The organism is Burkholderia multivorans ATCC BAA-247 (assembly GCF_000959525.1).
Taxonomy (GTDB): Bacteria; Pseudomonadota; Gammaproteobacteria; order Burkholderiales; family Burkholderiaceae; genus Burkholderia; species Burkholderia multivorans.
The window spans coordinates 723516-743269 of the sequence record NZ_CP009832.1; the positions used below are offsets into that span (position 1 = coordinate 723516).

17 protein-coding genes are annotated in these 19754 nt (G+C 64.6%); 15 read left to right on the top strand and 2 right to left on the bottom strand.

Annotation, left to right across the window (positions count from 1 at the left end; translation table 11 throughout):
• Positions 1–3 precede the first annotated feature (3 nt).
• The 7 genes from NP80_RS15810 to NP80_RS15840 all read left to right on the top strand — a co-directional run bounded on the left by NP80_RS15810 (position 4) and on the right by NP80_RS15840 (position 7594).
• Positions 4–672 carry a MotA/TolQ/ExbB proton channel family protein gene (locus NP80_RS15810; protein WP_006407571.1) on the top strand — a complete coding sequence of 223 codons (669 nt, stop codon included), beginning with the start codon at positions 4–6 and terminating at the stop codon, positions 670–672.
• 24 nt (positions 673–696) lie between these two features.
• Positions 697–1158: an ExbD/TolR family protein gene (locus NP80_RS15815; RefSeq protein ID WP_006407570.1), complete on the top strand. Its 462-nt coding sequence runs from the start codon at positions 697–699 to the stop codon at positions 1156–1158.
• Between the two features lie 274 nt (positions 1159–1432).
• Positions 1433–4027, top strand: coding sequence for a leucine--tRNA ligase (gene leuS / locus NP80_RS15820; RefSeq protein ID WP_006407569.1), 2595 nt, complete (start codon positions 1433–1435; stop codon positions 4025–4027).
• Between the two features lie 38 nt (positions 4028–4065).
• On the top strand, positions 4066–4617 hold the full coding sequence (locus NP80_RS15825; protein WP_006400343.1) for an LPS-assembly lipoprotein LptE: 552 nt from the start codon (positions 4066–4068) through the stop codon (positions 4615–4617).
• 18 nt (positions 4618–4635) lie between these two features.
• Positions 4636–5730, top strand: coding sequence for a DNA polymerase III subunit delta (gene holA, locus NP80_RS15830; protein ID WP_006407568.1), 1095 nt, complete (start codon positions 4636–4638; stop codon positions 5728–5730).
• A gap of 148 nt (positions 5731–5878) precedes the next feature.
• Positions 5879–7150 carry a glutamate-5-semialdehyde dehydrogenase gene (locus NP80_RS15835; RefSeq protein WP_006407567.1) on the top strand — a complete coding sequence of 424 codons (1272 nt, stop codon included), beginning with the start codon at positions 5879–5881 and terminating at the stop codon, positions 7148–7150.
• Between the two features lie 21 nt (positions 7151–7171).
• A complete protein-coding gene (locus tag NP80_RS15840; RefSeq protein WP_006400340.1) occupies positions 7172–7594 on the top strand; it encodes a CopD family protein in 423 nt (140 codons plus the stop codon).
• Positions 7595–7675: 81 nt separating this feature from the next.
• Here NP80_RS15840 and NP80_RS15845 read toward each other — a convergent pair whose 3' ends face one another.
• Positions 7676–8524 carry a MurR/RpiR family transcriptional regulator gene (locus tag NP80_RS15845; protein ID WP_006407566.1) on the bottom strand — a complete coding sequence of 283 codons (849 nt, stop codon included), beginning with the start codon at positions 8522–8524 and terminating at the stop codon, positions 7676–7678.
• 291 nt (positions 8525–8815) lie between these two features.
• On the opposite strand from NP80_RS15845, the gene edd reads away from it, so the two are divergent.
• From edd to NP80_RS15865, 4 genes are all read left to right on the top strand, one after another.
• A complete protein-coding gene (edd, locus tag NP80_RS15850) occupies positions 8816–10672 on the top strand; it encodes a phosphogluconate dehydratase (RefSeq protein WP_006409959.1) in 1857 nt (618 codons plus the stop codon).
• A 25-nt stretch (positions 10673–10697) separates the two neighbouring features.
• Positions 10698–11324, top strand: coding sequence for a bifunctional 4-hydroxy-2-oxoglutarate aldolase/2-dehydro-3-deoxy-phosphogluconate aldolase (eda, locus tag NP80_RS15855; protein WP_006400336.1), 627 nt, complete (start codon positions 10698–10700; stop codon positions 11322–11324).
• 221 nt (positions 11325–11545) lie between these two features.
• Positions 11546–12907, top strand: coding sequence for a GntP family permease (locus tag NP80_RS15860; protein ID WP_006400334.1), 1362 nt, complete (start codon positions 11546–11548; stop codon positions 12905–12907).
• A gap of 13 nt (positions 12908–12920) precedes the next feature.
• Positions 12921–13424, top strand: coding sequence for a gluconokinase (locus NP80_RS15865; RefSeq protein ID WP_006400333.1), 504 nt, complete (start codon positions 12921–12923; stop codon positions 13422–13424).
• 205 nt (positions 13425–13629) lie between these two features.
• Here the strand turns inward: NP80_RS15865 and NP80_RS15870 are convergent, their stop codons facing one another.
• On the bottom strand, positions 13630–14301 hold the full coding sequence (locus NP80_RS15870) for a TetR/AcrR family transcriptional regulator (RefSeq protein ID WP_006407563.1): 672 nt from the start codon (positions 14299–14301) through the stop codon (positions 13630–13632).
• Positions 14302–14578: 277 nt separating this feature from the next.
• Here NP80_RS15870 and NP80_RS15875 point away from each other — a divergent pair, with 277 nt between their 5' ends.
• From NP80_RS15875 to NP80_RS29740, 4 genes are all read left to right on the top strand, one after another.
• On the top strand, positions 14579–15997 hold the full coding sequence (locus NP80_RS15875; RefSeq protein WP_006407561.1) for an NAD(P)/FAD-dependent oxidoreductase: 1419 nt from the start codon (positions 14579–14581) through the stop codon (positions 15995–15997).
• Positions 15998–16538: 541 nt separating this feature from the next.
• Positions 16539–16943, top strand: coding sequence for a hypothetical protein (locus NP80_RS30885; RefSeq protein WP_140401770.1), 405 nt, complete (start codon positions 16539–16541; stop codon positions 16941–16943).
• A 1-nt stretch (position 16944) separates the two neighbouring features.
• Positions 16945–18264 (top strand): KGGVGR-motif variant AAA ATPase, encoded by a 1320-nt coding sequence (locus NP80_RS29735; protein WP_080559142.1) that lies wholly within the window; start codon positions 16945–16947, stop codon positions 18262–18264.
• Positions 18261–19736, top strand: coding sequence for a hypothetical protein (locus NP80_RS29740; protein WP_006407559.1), 1476 nt, complete (start codon positions 18261–18263; stop codon positions 19734–19736). Before NP80_RS29735 ends, NP80_RS29740 begins: the two co-directional genes overlap by 4 nt.
• Positions 19737–19754 lie beyond the last annotated feature (18 nt).

The window sequence follows — 19754 nt, forward strand, 5'->3', positions numbered from 1 at the left end:
CCGATGGCCATTCCCACCGGCGTTGTCCACTACCTCGAAAGCGGCGATGCGATCACGCACGCCGTCGCCTACGTGCTGCTGGCGATGTCGATCGCCAGCTGGTGCTTCCTCTTGATGAAGGCATGGCTGCTCGTGCGCGCGAAGCGGCAGGGGCCACGTGCGCTCGCGGCGTTCTGGCGCGCGTCGTCGCTCGAGTCGGGCATCGCCGCCCTGGCCGGTGCCGATCGCGAGCGCGTGTTCGTGCCGCTCGCGGAGGCCGCGCGCGACGCGGCCGACGAACATGAGCCGGCCGCGCTGGCCGCGCGCGTCGAGCGCAGCGAACGCGTGCTGCGCGCGCTGCGTCATGCGATGCTGCGCTCGCAGCGGCGCCTCGAATTCGGTCAGGTGCTGCTCGCGTCGATCGGCAGCACGGCGCCGTTCGTCGGGCTGCTCGGCACCGTATGGGGCATCTACCATGCGCTCGGCAGCATCGCCGCGAGCGGGCAGGCGCAGATCGAGAACGTCGCGGGGCCGGTCGGCGAAGCGCTGATCATGACCGCGTTCGGGCTCGTCGTCGCGATTCCGGCCGTGCTCGCGTACAACATCCTCGGGCGGCTCGTCCGGCAACTCGCCGAGGAACTCGACGGCTTCGCGCGCGATCTGCACGTGTTCGTCTGCGCGCAGCCCGCGTGACGCCCGCTTCCCGGAGGAACGCTCATGGCATTCGGCGGACTCGAGCACCACAAGACGTCCGCGCCGATGGCGGAGATCAACATGACGCCGCTGATCGACGTGATGCTCGTGCTGCTCGTCATCTTCATCATCACCGCGCCGCTGATGACGCACGCGATCCGGCTCGACTTGCCGAAGGTCGCGGCAAGCGTCGCGCGCGACACGCCGCAGTCGGTCACGCTGTCGATCGACGATGCGGGCAAGCTGTACTGGAACGACACGCCGATCGCGCTCGAGGCGCTGCCCGCGCGCTTCCGGCAGGCCGCCGCGAGCGCTGCGCCGCCCGAGCTGCGGCTGCGCGCGTCGCGCGCGACGCGCTACGACGTGATCGCGCAGGTGATGGGCGCCGCGCAGGCCGCGGGCCTCACGCGAATCGGCTTCGTCACCGACATGCCGCCCGCCGGCACCGCAGGGCCGGCCGCGCCCGCTGCGCCGGCCGCGCACTGACGCCGCCCGCAGCGCTCGTGGCCGTCGCGGCCGCGATGCGCGATGCCCGCGACACCGGCCTTACGCGCCGGCGCGGGCGGTATAATCGACGTTTTTCCCGGTCGGCAGGATTGTCCTGGTCATCCGGAGCCCGCGTGGGCGTTCCGGCGATGCACCGGGCGCCGGCGGCCGGGCCCGGCACGGCCCGCCTTGTTCCTGCGCCGGGCCAGCACGATTTTCGATCCACTCCGCGCGCGAGCCGTCGCGTCGCATAAAGCCTAGTCCGAACCACACCATGCACGAGAGATACGTACCCGCCGACGTCGAAGCCGCCGCCCAGGGCGACTGGCGCGCAGCCGATGCCTACAAGACGCAGGAAGACGCGCAGAAGCCGAAGTTCTACTGCGTGTCGATGCTGCCGTATCCGTCCGGCAAGCTGCACATGGGTCACGTGCGCAACTACACGATCAACGACGTGATGTACCGCTATCTGCGGATGAACGGCTACAACGTGCTGATGCCGATGGGCTGGGACGCGTTCGGGATGCCCGCGGAGAACGCCGCGATGGCCAACGGCGTGCCGCCCGCGAAGTGGACCTACGACAACATCGACTACATGAAGGGCCAGATGCAGTCGATGGGCCTCGCGATCGACTGGTCGCGCGAGATCGCGACCTGCAAGCCCGACTACTACAAGTGGAACCAGTGGCTGTTCCTGAAGATGCTCGAGAAGGGCATCGCATACAAGAAGACGGGAACCGTGAACTGGGATCCGGTCGACCAGACCGTGCTCGCGAACGAGCAGGTGATCGACGGCCGCGGCTGGCGCTCGGGCGCGCTCGTCGAGAAGCGCGAAATCCCGATGTACTACCTGCGCATCACGCAGTACGCGGACGAGCTGCTGAACGACCTCGACGGCCTCGGCTGGCCCGAGCGCGTGAAGATCATGCAGCAGAACTGGATCGGCAAGAGCTTCGGCGTGAACTTCGGCTTCCCGTACGAACTCGACGGCGAGAAGCAGCTGCTGCGCGTGTTCACGACGCGCGCCGACACGATCATGGGCGTCACGTTCTGCGCGATCGCGGCCGAGCATCCGCTCGCGACGCGCCTCGCGCAGGGCAAGCCCGAGCTGCAGGCGTTCATCGACGAATGCAAGCGCGGCGGCGTCGCCGAGGCCGACATGGCGACGATGGAGAAGAAGGGCGTCGCGACCGGCTTCTCGGTCACGCATCCGCTGACGGGCGAGCCGGTCGAGGTGTGGATCGGCAACTACGTGCTGATGAGCTACGGCGAAGGCGCCGTGATGGGTGTGCCGGGCCATGACGAACGCGACTTCGCGTTCGCGAAGAAGTACGGCCTGCCGATCAAGCAGGTGATCGCGGCTGAAGGCCATACGTACTCGCTCGACGCCTGGCAGGAGTGGTACGGCGACAAGGACATCGCGGTCTGCATCAACAGCGGCAAGTACGACGGCCTCGGCTACGCGGCGGCCGTCGACGCGGTCGCGGCCGACCTGAAGGCGGGCGGCTTCGGCGACAAGCAGGTCACGTGGCGTCTGCGCGACTGGGGCATTTCGCGCCAGCGCTACTGGGGCACGCCGATCCCGATCATCCACTGCCCGTCGTGCGGCGACGTGCCGGTGCCGGAACAGGACCTGCCCGTCGTGCTGCCGGAAGACCTCGTGCCGGACGGCTCGGGCAACCCGCTCGCGAAGTCCGAAGCGTTCCTGAACTGCACGTGTCCGAAGTGCGGCGCGGCCGCGAAGCGCGAAACCGACACGATGGACACCTTCGTCGATTCGTCGTGGTACTTCTCGCGCTACACGGCGCCGGACGCCGAGACGATGGTCGACGCGCGCACCGACTACTGGATGCCGATGGACCAGTACATCGGCGGCATCGAGCACGCGATCCTGCACCTGCTGTATTCGCGCTTCTGGACGAAGGTGATGCGCGATCTCGGCCTCGTGAAGTTCGGCGAGCCGGCGAAGAACCTGCTCACGCAGGGCATGGTGCTGAACGAGACGTACTATCGCGAGGACGCGGCGGGCAAGAAGACCTGGTACAACCCGGCCGACGTGACCGTCACGCACGACGACAAGGGCCGCCCGGTCGGCGCGACGCTGAACGCCGACGGCCAGCCGGTCGTGCTCGGCGGCATCGAGAAGATGTCGAAATCGAAGAACAACGGCGTCGATCCGCAGGTGCTGATCGACCAGTACGGCGCGGATACCGCGCGCCTGTTTACGATGTTCGCCGCGCCGCCCGAGCAGCAGCTCGAGTGGTCGGGCGCCGGCGTCGAAGGCGCGAGCCGCTTCCTGCGCCGCGTGTGGAGCTTCGGCTATGCGAACCGCGAAGCGCTCGCCTCGCGCGCGGGCTTCGATGCGGCCGCGCTCGGCGACGCCGACAAGGCGCTGCGCCGCGAAATCTACAGCGTGCTGAAGCAGGCCGACTTCGACTATCAGCGTCTGCAATACAACACGGTCGTGTCGGCCGCGATGAAGATGCTGAACGCGATCGACGGGGCGAAGGGCGCGACGCCGGCCGTGCTGCGCGAAGCGTACGGCGTGCTGCTGCGCGTGCTGTATCCGGTGGTTCCGCACGTCACGTACGAGCTCTGGAAGGCGCTCGGCTATGCCGACGAATTCGGTCCGCTGCTCGACGCGCCGTGGCCGAAGGTCGACGAGGCGGCGCTCGAGCAGGCCGAGATCGAACTCGTGCTGCAGGTGAACGGCAAGGTGCGCGGCGCGCTGAAGGTCGCGAAGGACGCGAGCCGCGAGGCGATCGAAGCCGCGGCGCTGGCCGACGACGCGTTCGCGAAGTTCGGCGAAGGCAAGCCGGCGAAGAAGATCGTCGTCGTGCCGGGCCGCCTCGTGAACATCGTCGTCTGACGGCCGCCGGCCGTCGGGCGTACACAGAAGGAGCGAAGGTGATCCGCAGATCGTTTTTGATGCTCGTCGGCAGCGCGGTCGCGCTGTCCGCATGCGGTTTCCAGTTGCGCGGCCAGCAGGACTACGCGTTCAAGCACCTGCTGATCGCCGGTGCGCCGGCGCCGGTGTCGGCGCGGCTCACGCGCCTCGTCGAGGGCGGCAGCGACACGAAGATCGTCAAGTCTATCGACGATGCCGATGCCGTGCTGCGCATGTGGGAGTCGCGCGGCCAGAACACGCTGACGCTGAACCAGTACGGTTCCGCGCAGGAATATGCGCTGTTCTACACGCTGAACTACACGCTGACGAGCAAGGACGGCACCGTGCTGATTCCGCCGAGCGCGATCGCGCTGAACCGCGCGATGACGTACAGCGACCAGTACACGAACGCGAAGGCGCAGGAAGCGGACATCCTGTACGCGGACATGCAGAACGACGCGGTCGATCAGCTGATGCGCCGCCTCGCGATCGTGCATTCGCTGACGCCGCGTCCGGAAGACGTGGTGCCGGGCGTCGCGCCGCGCGCGCCGCTGCCGCCGCCGCCGCTTTGATCCCCGCCGCACGCACCGATGCAATTGCGACTTGATGCACTGGAGCCGCACCTCGCGAAGGGGTTGGCCGGGCTCTACACCGTCTACGGCGACGAGCCGCTGCTCGCGCAGGAGGCGTGCGACCGCATTCGCGCGGCCGCGCGCGCGGCCGGCTTCACCGAGCGTTCGGTGCATACGGTCGAGCGCGGCTTCGACTGGAGCGTGCTGCTCGGCGCGACGCAGGCGATGTCGCTGTTCGGCGAGCGCCAGCTGATCGAGCTGCGTATTCCGTCGGGCAAGCCGGGCAAGGAAGGGGCCGACGCGCTGAAGGCGCTGGCGGCCGCCGACAATCCCGATGCGCTGATGCTCGTCACGCTGCCGCGTCTGGATGCGGCCACGCAGAAGTCCGCGTGGTTCACCGCGCTGCAGAACGGTGGCGTCGCGCTGAAGATCGATCCGGTCGACCGCGCGCAGCTGCCGAACTGGATCGGCCAGCGTCTCGCGATGCAGGGGCAGCGCGTCGCGCCCGGCGACGACGGCCGGCGCGCACTGCAGTTCATCGCCGAGCGCGTCGAGGGCAACCTGCTCGCGGCGCATCAGGAAATCCAGAAGCTCGGGCTGCTCTATCCGCAGGGCGTGCTGTCGTTCGAGCAGGTGCACGATGCCGTGCTGAACGTTGCGCGCTACGACGTGTTCAAGCTGAACGAAGCGATGCTTGCCGGCGACGCCGCGCGGCTCGCGCGGATGATCGACGGGCTCAAGGGCGAGGGCGAGGCGATCGTGCTCGTGATGTGGGCCGTCGTCGAGGAGTTGCGCACGCTGCTGCGGATCAAGCGCGGCACCGCGGCCGGCAAGCCGCTCGCGACGCTGCTGCGCGAGAACCGCGTATGGGGCCCGCGCGAGCGGCTGATCGGTCCGGCGCTGAACCGCGTGTCCGAAGCCGTGCTCGAAAAGGCGCTCGCGTTTGCCGCGAAGCTCGACCGGCAGGTCAAGGGTCTCGCCGCCGTGACGCCCGGCCGCCGCACGCACGACGATCCGCCGCCCGATCCGTGGGACGGGCTGTTTCAGCTTGCGATGACGGTCGCCGGGCCGCAGCACGAGCGACCGCCGACCGCGGGTCGCGTGCGGCGTTAGGTCCCGTTCCGGGCCTCAGCGTACGCATCGCAACCCGCTTACAATGCTCCGAAGCTGGCGCAGCCTGCCCGCTGCCGCACCGGGCGCCGCGCCACGCCAGCCCCACGAATTCATGCCGCGCCACGCGGCTCGCTTCTCGAGTCACACGATGGACATCGATCAGTACATGACCGACCTGGGCCGCCGCGCCCGGCACGCGTCGCGCGCGATGGCGCGCGCCAGCACCGCCGCGAAGAACGCGGCGCTCGAGGCCGTCGCGCGCGCGATCGAGCGCGATGCGCAGGCGCTGAAGGACGCGAACGCGCGCGACGTCGCGCGGGCGCGCGAAAAGGGGCTCGATGCGGCGTTCGTCGATCGGCTGACGCTGTCCGACAAGGCACTGAAGACGATGGTCGAAGGGCTGCGCCAGGTCGCGTCGCTGCCGGACCCGATCGGCGAGATCGGCAATCTGAAGTACCGTCCGAGCGGGATCCAGGTCGGTCAGATGCGCGTGCCGCTCGGCGTGATCGGGATCATCTACGAGTCGCGCCCGAACGTGACGATCGACGCGGCCGCACTGTGCCTGAAATCGGGCAATGCGACGATCCTGCGCGGTGGCTCGGAAGCGCTCGAATCGAACACCGCGCTCGCGAAACTGATCGGCGAAGGGCTCGCGGCGGCCGGGCTGCCGCACGATGCGGTGCAGGTCGTCGAGACGGCCGATCGCGCGGCCGTCGGCAAGCTGATCACGATGACCGAATACGTCGACGTGATCGTGCCGCGCGGCGGCAAGAGCCTGATCGAGCGGCTGATCAACGAAGCGCGCGTGCCGATGATCAAGCACCTCGACGGCATCTGCCACGTCTACGTCGACGATCGCGCGGATCTCGACAAGGCGCTGACCGTCTGCGACAACGCGAAGACGCACCGCTACGGCACCTGCAATACGATGGAGACGCTGCTCGTCGCGAGCGGCATCGCGGCGAAGGTGCTGCCGCCGCTCGGCAAGCTGTATCGCGACAAGCAGGTCGAGCTGCGCGTCGATGCGGCCGCGCGCGCGGTGCTCGCCGATGCGGGCGTCGGCCCGCTCGTCGACGCGACCGAAGAAGACTGGCACACCGAATATCTCGCGCCGGTGCTCGCGATCAAGATCGTCGACGGGCTCGATGCGGCGATCGAGCACATCAACCATTACGGCTCGCATCATACCGATGCGATCGTCACCGAGGATCACGACCGTGCGATGCGCTTCCTGCGTGAAGTCGATTCGGCGAGCGTGATGGTCAACGCGTCGACGCGGTTCGCGGACGGCTTCGAGTTCGGCCTCGGCGCCGAGATCGGCATCTCGAACGACAAGCTGCACGCGCGCGGCCCCGTCGGCCTCGAAGGGCTGACGTCGCTGAAGTACGTGGTGCTGGGGCACGGCGAAGGCCGGCAGTAACGCGAAGCGAGGCGCAAACCGATGGCGATGCTCTGGATCAAGACCTTCCATATCGTTCTGATCGCCGCGTGGTTCGCGGGCCTGTTCTATCTGCCGCGCATCTACGTGAACCTCGCGATGGAAACCGATCCGGCCGCGGTGCGCCGGCTGCTGCTGATGGCGCGCAAGCTGTTTCGCTTCATGACGTTCATTGCGGTGCCGGCGCTCGCATGCGGCTTGTGGCTCTGGCTCGTGATCGGCATCGGACAGGGGCAAGGCTGGATTCACGCGAAGGTGACGGTCGTGCTGCTGCTGATCGTCTATCACGCGTACTGCGGGCATCTGCTGAAGGTGTTCGAGCGCGGCGAGAACCGTCGCACCGACAAGTGGTATCGCGTGTTCAACGAACTGCCGGTGCTCGGCATGCTGGCTGCGGTCGCGCTGGTCGTGATCAAGCCGTTCTGAGCGGCGCAGGCCGACGATACGCGGCAAGCGCACGGCGCCCTTCGGGGCGCCGTTTGTTTTTGCGTCGTGCGCGGCGAGCCCTCAGTCCTTCGCGCCGTCGTCGATCCGGCGGCGCGTGATCGCTTCCTTCGCGCGGCCGACGCGTTCCATCAGCGCCGGCCCGCGCGACAGCGCGACGCCGACCGCGAGGATGTCGCCGATCGCGAGGTGCGACATGCGCGACGTCATCGGCGAAAACACGTCGGTTTCCTCCGCGATGTTCGATGCGAGGCTGACGGTCGCGAGCTTCGCGAGCGGCGAGTGGCTGTGCGTGATCGCGACGACCTTCGCGCCGCACGCGAGCGCCGCACGCGCCGCGTCGACGATGTCGCGCGTGCGGCCCGTGTTCGAGATTGCGACGACGACGTCCTGCGGGCCGAGCAGCGCGGCCGACATCGAGAACGTGTGCGGATCCGAATACGCGACGCTCGGCACGCCGAGCCGGAAGAACTTGTGCTGGATGTCCTGCGCGGCGATGCCCGAGCCGCCCGCACCGTAGAACTCGATGCGCGACGCATTCGACAGCAGCGCGATCGCCTCGGCGACGCTGCCGGCCGACAGGCTGTTGCGCACCTCGATCAGCGCGCCGATCGTGCGATCGAACACCTTGCCGATGATGCCGGGCGCCGGCTCGTCGGGTTCGACGTCGCGATAGACCGACGACACGCCGGGCGCGACGCTCTGCGCGAGCCGGATCTTGAACTCACGAAAGCCGCTGCAGCCGAGTGCCTGGCAGAAGCGCGCGATCGTCGGCTGGCTGACGCCCGCGCGTGCCGACAGCTCGGTCATCGCGAGGTCGAGCACCTCGCGCGGCGCGGCGAGAATGTAGTCGGCGAGCTTGCGCTCGGACGGGCGCAGTTCGGCGCGGATCGCTTCGATACGGGGCAACATGGGGCAGAGGCAGGAAATCGGGTTCGGATGAGCGAGTGTATCGCAGTCGAATTGTAGAAAATCTACATGAAAATGCTAGCGGAAACCGCACGGTTTGCCGCGAGAGGCGATCATCTGGATAAGGGTTTTCACTAATATGGTATTGGCTCTTAGCGGGAATGCGCGTTGCACGACGACGAAACCGCATTGCGCGTGTGTAGTTTTTCTACTAGACTGCGTTCGTTCGGTCGACGCATCGACCGTCCCCACGATTCCAACCGCCGGCGCGGCCGGCATACAGGAGCGCCCAGCATGACGTCGCTGCATCCCACTCTGGCGAAAGTCACCGAACGCGTGATCGCCCGCAGCCAATCGACCCGTTCCGCCTATCTGCAGCGCATCGACGGCGCGCAAGGCAAGTTCCCGGCGCGCGGCGCGCTGTCGTGCGCGAACCTCGCGCACGGCTTCGCGGGTCTCGAGGGCAGCGACAAATTCGCGATCAAGGCGATTCGCGAGCCGAATATCGGCATCGTTTCGTCGTACAACGAGATGCTGTCCGCGCATGCGCCGTACAAGGACTTCCCCGACATCATCAAGGCCGCCGCGCGCGAGAACGGCGGCGTCGCGCAGTTCGCGGGCGGCGTGCCGGCGATGTGCGACGGCATCACGCAGGGCAATCCGGGGATGGAGCTGTCGCTGTTCTCGCGCGAGGCCATCGCGATGGGCACGGCAATCGCGCTCACGCACAACATGTTCGACGCGGCGCTGTGCCTCGGCATCTGCGACAAGATCGTGCCGGGCCTGCTGATCGGCGCGCTGCAGTTCGGCCACTTGCCGACGATCTTCGTGCCGGCCGGCCCGATGACGAGCGGCCTGTCGAACGACGACAAGGCGAAGATCCGCCAGCAATTCGCGACGGGCCAGGTCGGCCGCGACGCGCTGCTCGAAGCCGAGTCGGCCGCCTATCACGGTCACGGCACCTGCACGTTCTACGGCACGGCGAACAGCAATCAGATGCTGATGGAGCTGATGGGGCTGCATCTGCCGGGCGCCGCGTTCATCCATCCGCACACGCCGTTGCGCGACGCGCTGACGGCCGAAGCCGCGCGCCGCGTGCTCGATCTGACCGTCGAGCGCGGCCAGTACACGCCGATCGGCCACGTGATCGACGAGAAGGCGATCGTCAACGGCATCGTCGCGCTGCTCGCGACCGGCGGCTCGACCAACCATACGCTACACCTCGTCGCGATCGCGCGCGCGGCTGGCGTGCTGATCGACTGGAACGACTTCGACGAACTGTCGGCCGCCGTGCCGCTGCTCGCGAAGATCTACCCGAACGGCAAGGCCGACGTGAACCATTTCCACGCGGCAGGCGGCGTCGCGTTCCTCGTGCGCAATCTGCTCGAAGGCGGCCTGCTGCACGAAGACGTGACGACGGTCGCCGGCAAGGGGCTGTCGCACTACACGAAGGAGCCGAAGCTGATCGACGGCAAGCTGACGTGGGTCGACGGCGCGGCCGAGAGCCACGACACGAAGGTGCTGCGCAGCATTCGCGATCCGTTCCAGCCGGACGGCGGCCTGCGTCTGATGCAGGGCCGGCTGGGCCGCGGCGTGATCAAGATTTCGGCCGTCGCGCCCGAGCACCGCAAGGTGAAGGCGCCGGCGATCGTGTTCGACTCGCAGGAAGCGGTGCAGGAGGCGTTCGATCGCGGCGAGCTGAAGCGCGATTTCGTCGCGGTCGTGCGTTTCCAGGGTGCGCGTGCGAACGGCATGCCGGAGCTGCATCGTTTGACGCCGCTGCTCGGCGTGCTGCAGGATCAGGGCTTCCACGTCGCGCTCGTCACCGACGGGCGCATGTCGGGCGCGTCGGGCAAGGTGCCGGCCGTGATCCATCTGTCGCCGGAAGCGCTGCTCGGCGGCCCGATCGGCAAGGTGAAGACGGGCGACCTGCTCGTGATCGATGCGGAAGCCGGCGTGCTCGACATCGAGGTCGACGCCGCCGAATGGGAGGCGCGCCCCGTCGCGCAGCCGCAGCATCAGGCCGACAACGAGGTCGGGTTCGGGCGCGAGCTGTTCGGCGTGTTCCGCGCGGCGGCCGCGCCGGCCGAGCAGGGCGCATCGGTTTTCGGGACGCTGGTCGGCGAAACGGCCGCCCGCGTCGCCGCATGAATTTCCAGATCAAGGAGTGTTATCGATGAAGACGATTGCCGAAATCGTGAAGCTGGGCCCCGTCATTCCGGTGCTCGCGTTCGACTCGGTCGAGCAGGGCGAGCATGTGTCGCGTGCGCTGCACGCGGGCGGCGTGAAGGTGCTCGAGATCACGCTGCGCACGCCGGCCGGCCTCGAGGCGATCCAGCGCGCGAGCCAGCTCGCGGACGACATCGTCGTCGGCGTCGGCACGATCACGAAGCCCGAGCACTGCGCGCAGGCGAAGCGCGCGGGCGCGAAGTTCGGCGTCTCGCCGGGCCTGACGAAGGAACTGCACCTCGCGTCGCTCGACGCGGACCTGCCGCTGCTGCCGGGCGTCATGACGCCGAGCGACATCATCCAGGCGCTCGAATTCGGCTACGAGATCGTCAAGTTCTTCCCCGCGCAACAGGCGGGCGGCGTGCCGATGCTGCAGGCATTCCACGGCCCGTTCCCGACGCTCAAGTTCTGCCCGACGGGCGGCATCACGGCCGATACCGCGCCGACTTTCCTGAAACAGCCGAACGTCGTGTGCGTCGGCGGCTCGTGGCTCACGCCGAAGGCGGCACTTGCCGCGCAGGACTGGGCCGAAGTCACGCGTCTCGCGCAAGCCGCCAGCCAGCTGCCGCGCTAAGACTTGCATCCGGTGACCGTCCAACCCTCGGTAAACGAGCGCTTAGTGCTTGTTTTACCGAGGGTTTTTGCTGATGGAACCGGTTCTATCCGCGGGGCGTAAAGATAAGTAAAATTCAGCGTCCTGACGGGGTGGGAACCCCCCGTGTATCGGAGACCTGCATAGCCGGGCATACTCGCTACCACTCGCCCGGTTTCGAACAATCCAAGGAGGAGTGCCACATGGGGGCTGTCCAAGGCAGCATGCTGCTCGTATTCACGCTGATCGCGATCGCCGCGCTGATCCTGATGATCGCGCGCTTCAAGATCTACCCGTTCCTGGTGCTGATCATCGTGTCGCTCGGCCTCGGTCTGGCCGTCGGCATGCCGATGGACAAGATCGTCAAGTCGTTCGAGACGGGCACGGGCGGCACGCTCGGCCATATCGCGATCGTCGTCGGCCTCGGTACGATGCTCGGCAAGATGATGGCCGAATCGGGCGGCGCCGAGCGGATCGCGACCACGCTGATCGACTGGTTCGGCGAGAAGAACATCCACTGGGCGATGATGTTCGTCGCGATCATCGTCGGTCTGCCGGTGTTCTTCGAAGTCGGCTTCGTGCTGCTGATCCCGATCGCGTTCAACGTCGCCAAGCGTACCGGCAAGTCGCTGCTCGTCGTCGGCCTGCCGATGGTGGCGGGCCTGTCCGTCGTGCACGGGCTGATTCCGCCGCACCCGGCCGCGCTGCTGGCCGTTCAGCAATACGGCGCCGATATCGGCAAGACGATCGCGTTCGGTCTGATCGTCGGCGTGCCGACCGCGATCATCGCCGGTCCGCTGTTCGCGCTGACCATTTCGAAGTTCGTGAAGCTCGCCGAAAACAATCCGCTCGCGTCGCAGTTCGTCGATACGCGTGCCGGCGGCCGCGAGCGTCCGCTGCCGGGCTTCGGCATCACGCTGTTCACGATTCTCCTGCCGGTCGTGCTGATGCTCGTCGGCAGCTGGGCCGATCTGGTGTTCGCGCCGAAGTCGCTGCCGAACAACCTGCTGCGCTTTGCCGGCAATTCGGACGTCGCGCTGCTGATCGCCGTGCTCGTGAGCTTCTTCACGTTCGGCAAGCTGCAGGGCTTCAATCGCGACCAGATCCAGAAGTTCTGCGGCGAGTGTCTCGCGCCGATCGCCGGCATCACGCTGATCGTGGGCGCGGGCGGCGGCTTCGGCGGCGTCCTGCGCGACAGCGGGATTTCGCAGCAGATCGTCGAAACCGCGAAGCACGCGCACCTGTCGCCGCTGCTGCTCGGCTGGTTCGTCGCCGCGCTGATGCGTCTCGCGACGGGCTCGGCGACGGTCGCGATGACGACCGCATGCGGCATCGTCGCGCCGATCGCGGCCGCGGCCGGCACGACGGTGAGCCCGGAGCTGCTCGTGCTCGCCACGGGGTCGGGCTCCCTGATCTTCTCGCACGTGAACGATGGCGGTTTCTGGCTGATCAAGGAATACTTCGGGATGACGGTCGGTCAGACGTTCAAGACGTGGTCGTTGCTGGAAACGATCATCTCGGTGCTCGGCCTCGGCTTCACGTTGCTGCTGAGCATGGTTCTGTAACAAGGGGTAGTCAATGATTTTGATCGCAATGGGCGTGTCGGGCGCGGGCAAATCGCGAATCGGCGAAATGCTGGCGCAACGCCTGTCGTGCAGCTATACCGACGGCGACGCGTTTCACAGCGCCGCCAACAAGGAGAAGATGCACCACGGGATTCCGTTGACCGACGACGACCGCTGGCCGTGGCTGCGCGCGATCCGCGCGGCCATCGAGGAAAAGCAGCGGGCCGGCGAGACGGCCGTCTTCACGTGCTCGTCGCTGAAGCGGTCGTACCGCGACGTGCTGCGCGGGCACGACACGGACGTGCGATTCGTGTATCTGAAGGGTTCGTTCGAGGTCTTGCGCGAGCGTCTGAAGACACGCACCGGCCATTTCTTCGATCCGTCGCTGCTGCAGAGCCAGCTCGACACGCTCGAGGAGCCGGGCCCGGACGAAGCGATCGAGGTCAGCATCGAGCTGACGCCCGAACAGATCGTCGATCAGGTGATCGCAAAGATGGGCACCGCGCAGCAGCATTGAGGGCAGGGCGGGACGCACGTTCCACTGACACCGCTCGATATGCCGCTGATGAAGGGCCGAGTCCTGTTTGCGTACAGGGCTCGGCCCTTTTTAGTTGGTGGGCCCGTAGCCGATCAGCGCTTCCGTGCGCTTATTCCAGCCTCATAGCACTTCGGCGATATGGAGCCCGCACCAAGGGCATTCCGCGCTTCAGCGCGGATCTGCCTCAAACCGCCTCACCTTTCCCGGCAGCGCCGCCGCCTGCCTGACGCGCAATCCCGTCGAGCAGAACCTCGACCATCGTCTCGTGCACCACCGCCGGATCGAGCGCCGCATAAAGCGGCGCGGCCGCCTTGACCAGCGGATACCCCGTATCCGACAGCGCGTCCATTTCCGCGAGCTCGATGTCGTTCGCGGGCCGCGTGAGGCCGCCGGCCTCGGCCGCTGCAAGCCCGATCACGCTCGCATACCAGCCGACGCACACGGTCGGGCGCGCGTTCGCCGCGACGCCGGCGTCGGCGAGCGCGCGGTGCACGGCCTCGACATGCGCGAGATCGGCGGGCCCCGTGCTCATATGCCGCTGCAGCAGCCCGAACGCGACCGGATGGCGCAGCGCCAGCGCACGGTATTGGCGCGCGAGGTCGCGCAGCCGGTCGCGCCACGGCAGCGCGTCGTCGAGCGGCACGAGCGCACGCGACAGCGCGTTCGCGATCGCGCGGTTCAGCCCTTCCTTCGACTTGAAGTGATACAGCACGCTCATCGGATCGCAGCCGATCGACTGCGCGAGCTTGCGCACGCTGAACGCGGCTTCGCCGACCGTTTCGAGCAGCGCAAGCGCGGCCGCGACGATCGCTTCCTTGTCGAGGCCGCGCGGGCCTGGGGCGGATTTGTCCTTCATCGGAGCAATGCAGCCGCGCACGGCGCGCGGCTGAAAGGTTGACGAAAGCTGATTCTACACTGTAGAATTATTTCTGCGGTGTAGAAATTGGGTGTCCCGGCACCTTTCAATGCGTGCGTTTCGCACGGTCCGGGATCCAGGCGGCCACGCGCGTGGCCGCCGTCAACACGGGCCGCTGCGCCCCGTTTCTCGTTGACACCCAAGTGGAACCGGCTGCCCCACCCGCGAAGCCCGAACGGCTCTTCGACTGGCGGCCCAAGACCATGCAAGTGCGAACATGACTTCCATTCCCTCGCTGCTCGAGCGCGAATCGCGTTTCGAAGCCACGCAACTGAATATCGAAAAAGACAACTGGAACTGGTGCGACCCGGCACGCTACGCCGGCGAACGCCCGGCGAACTGGTACGAGGCATCGCTGTCCCGCTGGGACAACGCGGCGCCGCTCGCGCACGATGCAGTGTGCGACGTGCTCGTGATCGGCGCCGGTCTGCTCGGCGCGTCGGCCGCGCTGCATCTCGCGGAGGCGGGCGTCGACACGATCCTCGTCGACAAGCATCACGTCGGCTCGGCCGCGTCCGGCCGCAACGGCGGCCAGCTGACGCCCGGCCTCGCGCGCTGGGAAGCGGCCGACATGATCGAGCGTCTCGCGCATGAGGACGCGAAGCGGCTGTGGCGTTTCGCATCGTCGGAATCGATGGCGCTGATCGATGCGATCGCCGCGCGCTACGCGCTCGACCTCGATCGCGGGCGCGGCCACGTGACGGCCGCCGTTCATCCCGGCCACATGAGCGCGCTGCTCGACGGCGCGGATGCGCGCCGTCATCTCGGCGACGCGAGCGTGACGCTCGTCGGCAAGCATCAGCTGCACGACGAATACGTGCGCTCGCCGCTCTATCACGGCGCGGCGATCGATGCGCTCGGCGGCCAGCTTCATCCGCTCGCGCTCGTGCGCGGCCTCGTCTACGGCTTTCGTGCCAACGGCGGCGCGCTGTACGAATGCACGGAGGTGCTCGAACTCGACGAAACGCCCGCGGGCGTCGTCGCGACGACGCCGGGCGGCACGATCACCGCGCGCAAGGGTGTCGTGCTCGCGCTGCACAACACGACGTTCCGGCTGTTCGACGACGGCGCGGCGACGACCGTGCCGTTCTTCACGTACGTGAGCGTGACGGCGCCGCTCGAGGTCGACGTCGCGTCCCTGATGCCGGCCGGCATGCCGGTGTACGACACGCAGTTCCAGATCGACTACTACCGGCCGGTGCGCGGCAACCGGCTGCTGTTCGGCGGGCAGGGCACCGGCACCTGCTGGCCGCAGCACGATGCGAACGCGTATCTGATCACGCGATTGAATGCGGTGTTTCCGCAATACGACGGCCGGTTCGCGCTCGACTACAGCTGGAGCGGCGTCAGCGACTTCACGCTGAACGGCGCGACCGACAGCCGCAAGACCGAGGGCCGCGTGCCGGTGTACATGGTGCAGGGCTGGAGCGGGCACGGCGTCGCGCAGACGGTGCGGATCGGCAAGGCGATCTGCGACGACTTCGTCGGCCGCAACGACGACTTCTCGATGCTGACCGGCATCGACCATCGCGAGATTCCGCTCGGCCGTCAGCTGTCGCCGGTTGCGATTCCGGCCGCAAAGGCGGCGATGAGCGTGATGAGCGCGCTGAATCCGGGGAAGATGATCTCGTTCTGAAGAAACGTATGTCTCGAGCATAGCGGGACAGCCCGCCGTAGGGACGTGAAGGTGCGAGAGCGGTGGAAATGGTGTAATGTGCGTCCGCTCCGTGATCATGCAAGATGTCCACTGTGGCCGCTGTGGTGGCCCGTCAGGGGCGAGCGACGTGACTTCGACGTATTACTTGCACTGTAGTGTTCTGGTCGGCGCCAGTTGAGAAGCTCGAGCGCACCATGCGTTTCTGTATAGGGGCTTCTCACGGTTGTTCTGCGTCGTCGTCGGTGATATCGCGGCAAGTTCATGTCTGAGAGTGAAGCTGCAACCCTCCAGCACTAAGTCGCTCTGCCACATGTGCAAGTGCGCATCGAACGGGAAACCTTTGAAGCGATAGCTCCGGTGCGATGGAGGAGGGAGCCGCGGTTGCTTTGGGACCGGTGTGCATGGTAAGTCGTGTAGTTCGCGACCAAGTCTCGCGTTGACCAAACGGCCAGTCTCTGGGCCTCCGAGGGCGGGTTAAAATCGCAGAGAATTCCAACATGCAAGACACACTCGGGGAAAAATGGAAAACTACGCGGATGCTGCCGGACGTCACTGGGGTGATGGTCTCCTACTTGAGCGCGAAAGTCGCCTGGAGAATGCGGATCAATTGTACGGAATTGCTGCTGAATGTGCGATCAAGGCAGCCCTCGTCGCGTCTGCTGGCAATTGTGCCTCGAATGGTCTTGCAAAAGCTTACAAGGCGCATATCGATGAGCTATGGGACAAGGTATCGGCGAATGCCATTCCAAGACATCTCGCTGCGCTTCCCCCGCTCCTGAAGATGGATAACCCATACTCGGACTGGAAGATTGATCAACGCTATGCCCGTAATGGCACTGTTACTGCAGATGCACTTGAGCGTCATAAGATGATGGCCAAGCGTCTGGTATCAGCGGTCGGCGTAGTTGGAACAAGGACGAAGTGAGATGGCAAAGTTTGATGATGTGATCGGCATTGCGCTTGGACTTGTGAGGAAGTCAGTTGCCGGTGCACAGCCCATTCACATGGTTAGAGACACCAATGGCGCCCTGGTTGTCGTCCTACCCGATAACGCCGTTCCGGAGCAGCGGTGGAGTGAACTCGGACAGGAATTAGATTCTGCTCTTAAGCCGTATAGTCCCGGGGCAAGGCGGGTTTTGCTCTCCGCGTCGGATGTCTTGGAGCCTGCCGACGTATTTGATTCTCCGGACAAGGTGCCGGTGGAAGGGGAGCCCAACACGTGGCTGATCGATAGATTGATTACCAATCAAGATTGGTTGCGCCCTCCTTTGATTGCTGTGCCCCCGCTACCAGTTTTGGTTGCATTTAGCGTCAAAGGTGGAGTTGGGCGAACAACGGCTCTCGCTATGCTTTCGTGGTATTTGGCGCGCCAAGGCAAGGATGTTTTGGTTGTAGACCTCGATCTGGAGGCTCCAGGGATTGGGGAGCTATTGCTTTCAGAAATGCCGTCTTATGGGCTCGTTGACTGGCTTATAGAGTCCGCTAACACCGAGGACGGCGAGATGTCGCTCGACGAGTGTATCGGTATAAGTCCTATTGGCGACGATACCGCCGGCCGTGTACGAGTCCTTCCTGCATATGGGTTGGATAGTAAGGCATACATTGCCAAACTCGGGCGTATTTATGCACCGTCTATTGACAGTGAAGGTGTAGTTATAGGGTTGGCCGAGAGACTCGCGAAGCTATTGCATACAATCAATGGGTTGATGGAGCGCCCGGAAGTTGTGTTAATGGATGTCCGTGCCGGCCTCCATGATATAGGTTCAGCTGCAGTTACTCGATTGGGCGCGGAAGTGCTCTTTTTTGCGCGAAATGATTCGCAGAACTGGTGGGCGTATCGTCAACTATTTGATCACTTGAAGCACGCTCGAACCGTTGAAAACGGAATGGGTGACGACGATGATCTTCGCTGGCGCCTTAAGATGGTGGCTGCACAGACTGAACCTCGAGAGGACGTGAAGCGCGGTTGGATTAGTTCGTCTTATGACGTGTGGAATGAGTTCTATGACGACGAAACAGCGGGCGGGAATTCTGATTTCCAACCTGAGGTGTTCGATCGTTTCAGTGAGGAGGCTCCTCACTACCCATTATTTATTAGTCACGATCCGGCAGTACGTTCGTTTGTACTTAATGATGTTGCTTTGAGGCCCGATTGGTCTTATGTCGTTGGAGTGTTCGGTGATTTTTTCAAAGGCGCCGAGGATCGACTTTGGTCAACTTCCGCCGAAAAAAAGGATAGCCAGTGAGTCTCAAGTCATACCAATTTGATGCGTCAGCGATACGAAATGCACTGACTCGGATCGAGGATACGTCGCAGGAAAATCTAGTTCCGCCACCGCTGAGCACGATGTACTTGCCGCCGGCACACGCGAAGGCGTTGAGTTTGAGCGCGAGTGTCGTCGTAGGACTTCGCGGAACAGGTAAGAGTTACTGGACTGCGGTGCTCAATAGTAAGGTTCATCGTGATCAGGCTGCCCGAGCGGGGCGTTTGCCAGAGCTATTACGTACTGACGTTGCGGTTGGGTTCGCGCTTGACCCGAGCAGTCAAGATTTTCCGTCTACTGCAACGCTGTCTAAATTGATTCAATCGGGAGTATCGCCGGATGATGTTTGGCAGACGGTCGTACTTGTCCATGCACTACGTGCTGCAAACCGCCAATCGCTGACACATGGAGCATGGGAAACTGCGATTCGATGGTTTGCGGGAAATCGAGATGAAGGATTAGCGTTGCTCGCGGAGTGCGACAGAGAAATTCAAGAGTCCGGGCGAGTACTGCTGGTTCTTTTTGATGCGCTCGATCGAGTTGGGTCTGACTGGTACGAAATAAGGCAATACCTCCAATCATTGCTGAAATTTTGTCTTCAATGTCGATCTCGTCGCGCTATTCGTCTGAAGATATTTCTTCGGCCGGACATGGAGGAAGATGAAGAGGTCTGGAATTTTGTCGACAGCTCAAAGCTGCGAGCTAATCGGGTTGAGATATCGTGGCGTGCCATGGATTTGTTCGGCCTTATTCTACTTTATTTGGCCAACGATCAATATGTTGGAGACGATTTTCGGGCCGAGACGTCACGCGTTTCCGATGTTGAATGGCAGGAGGTTGATGATATCTATCAACTTCCGAGAACGCTAGGCGCAAATGAGCAACCCGCAAGAGCAATAATCGAAGCCATCACAGGTCCATGGATGGGGACCAGCGCAAAGCGAGGATATGTTTATACGTGGATTCCGACACACCTCGCGGATGCGAAGGGTCGCTTGAGTCCGCGTAGTTTTTTGTTGGCATTTCGTGAGGCGGCTGAGTGGACAGAGCAGCATGAATCAGACAACGAGCGCGCGCTTAATTTCAATGGAATACACCAAGGCGTTACAAAGGCATCGGAAATACGAGTAGGCGAAATTTCAGAGGATTACCCATGGGTTCGTCCGCTGCTTGAGGCGGCGCGAGGTCTTACGGTGCCATGTGAAATTTCCGATTTAACGGGATATTGGAAAAGAGATCGCATGGCCCAATTTCGTCGAGCAGTCGCGGAAAAATTGCCGCCACGTAGATATGGAACCGACCCGCTTCGAAAGGAAACTACAGACGCACTTATTGAGGATCTCGTTGAATTAGCGATTTTGTATCGTACGGAAGATGATCGACTTAATATTCCTGATATTTTTCGTGTAGGATTCGGTATCAGGCGAAAGGGCGGGGTAAGGCCCCCTAAGTAATTCTAAAGCGGAAGTTTT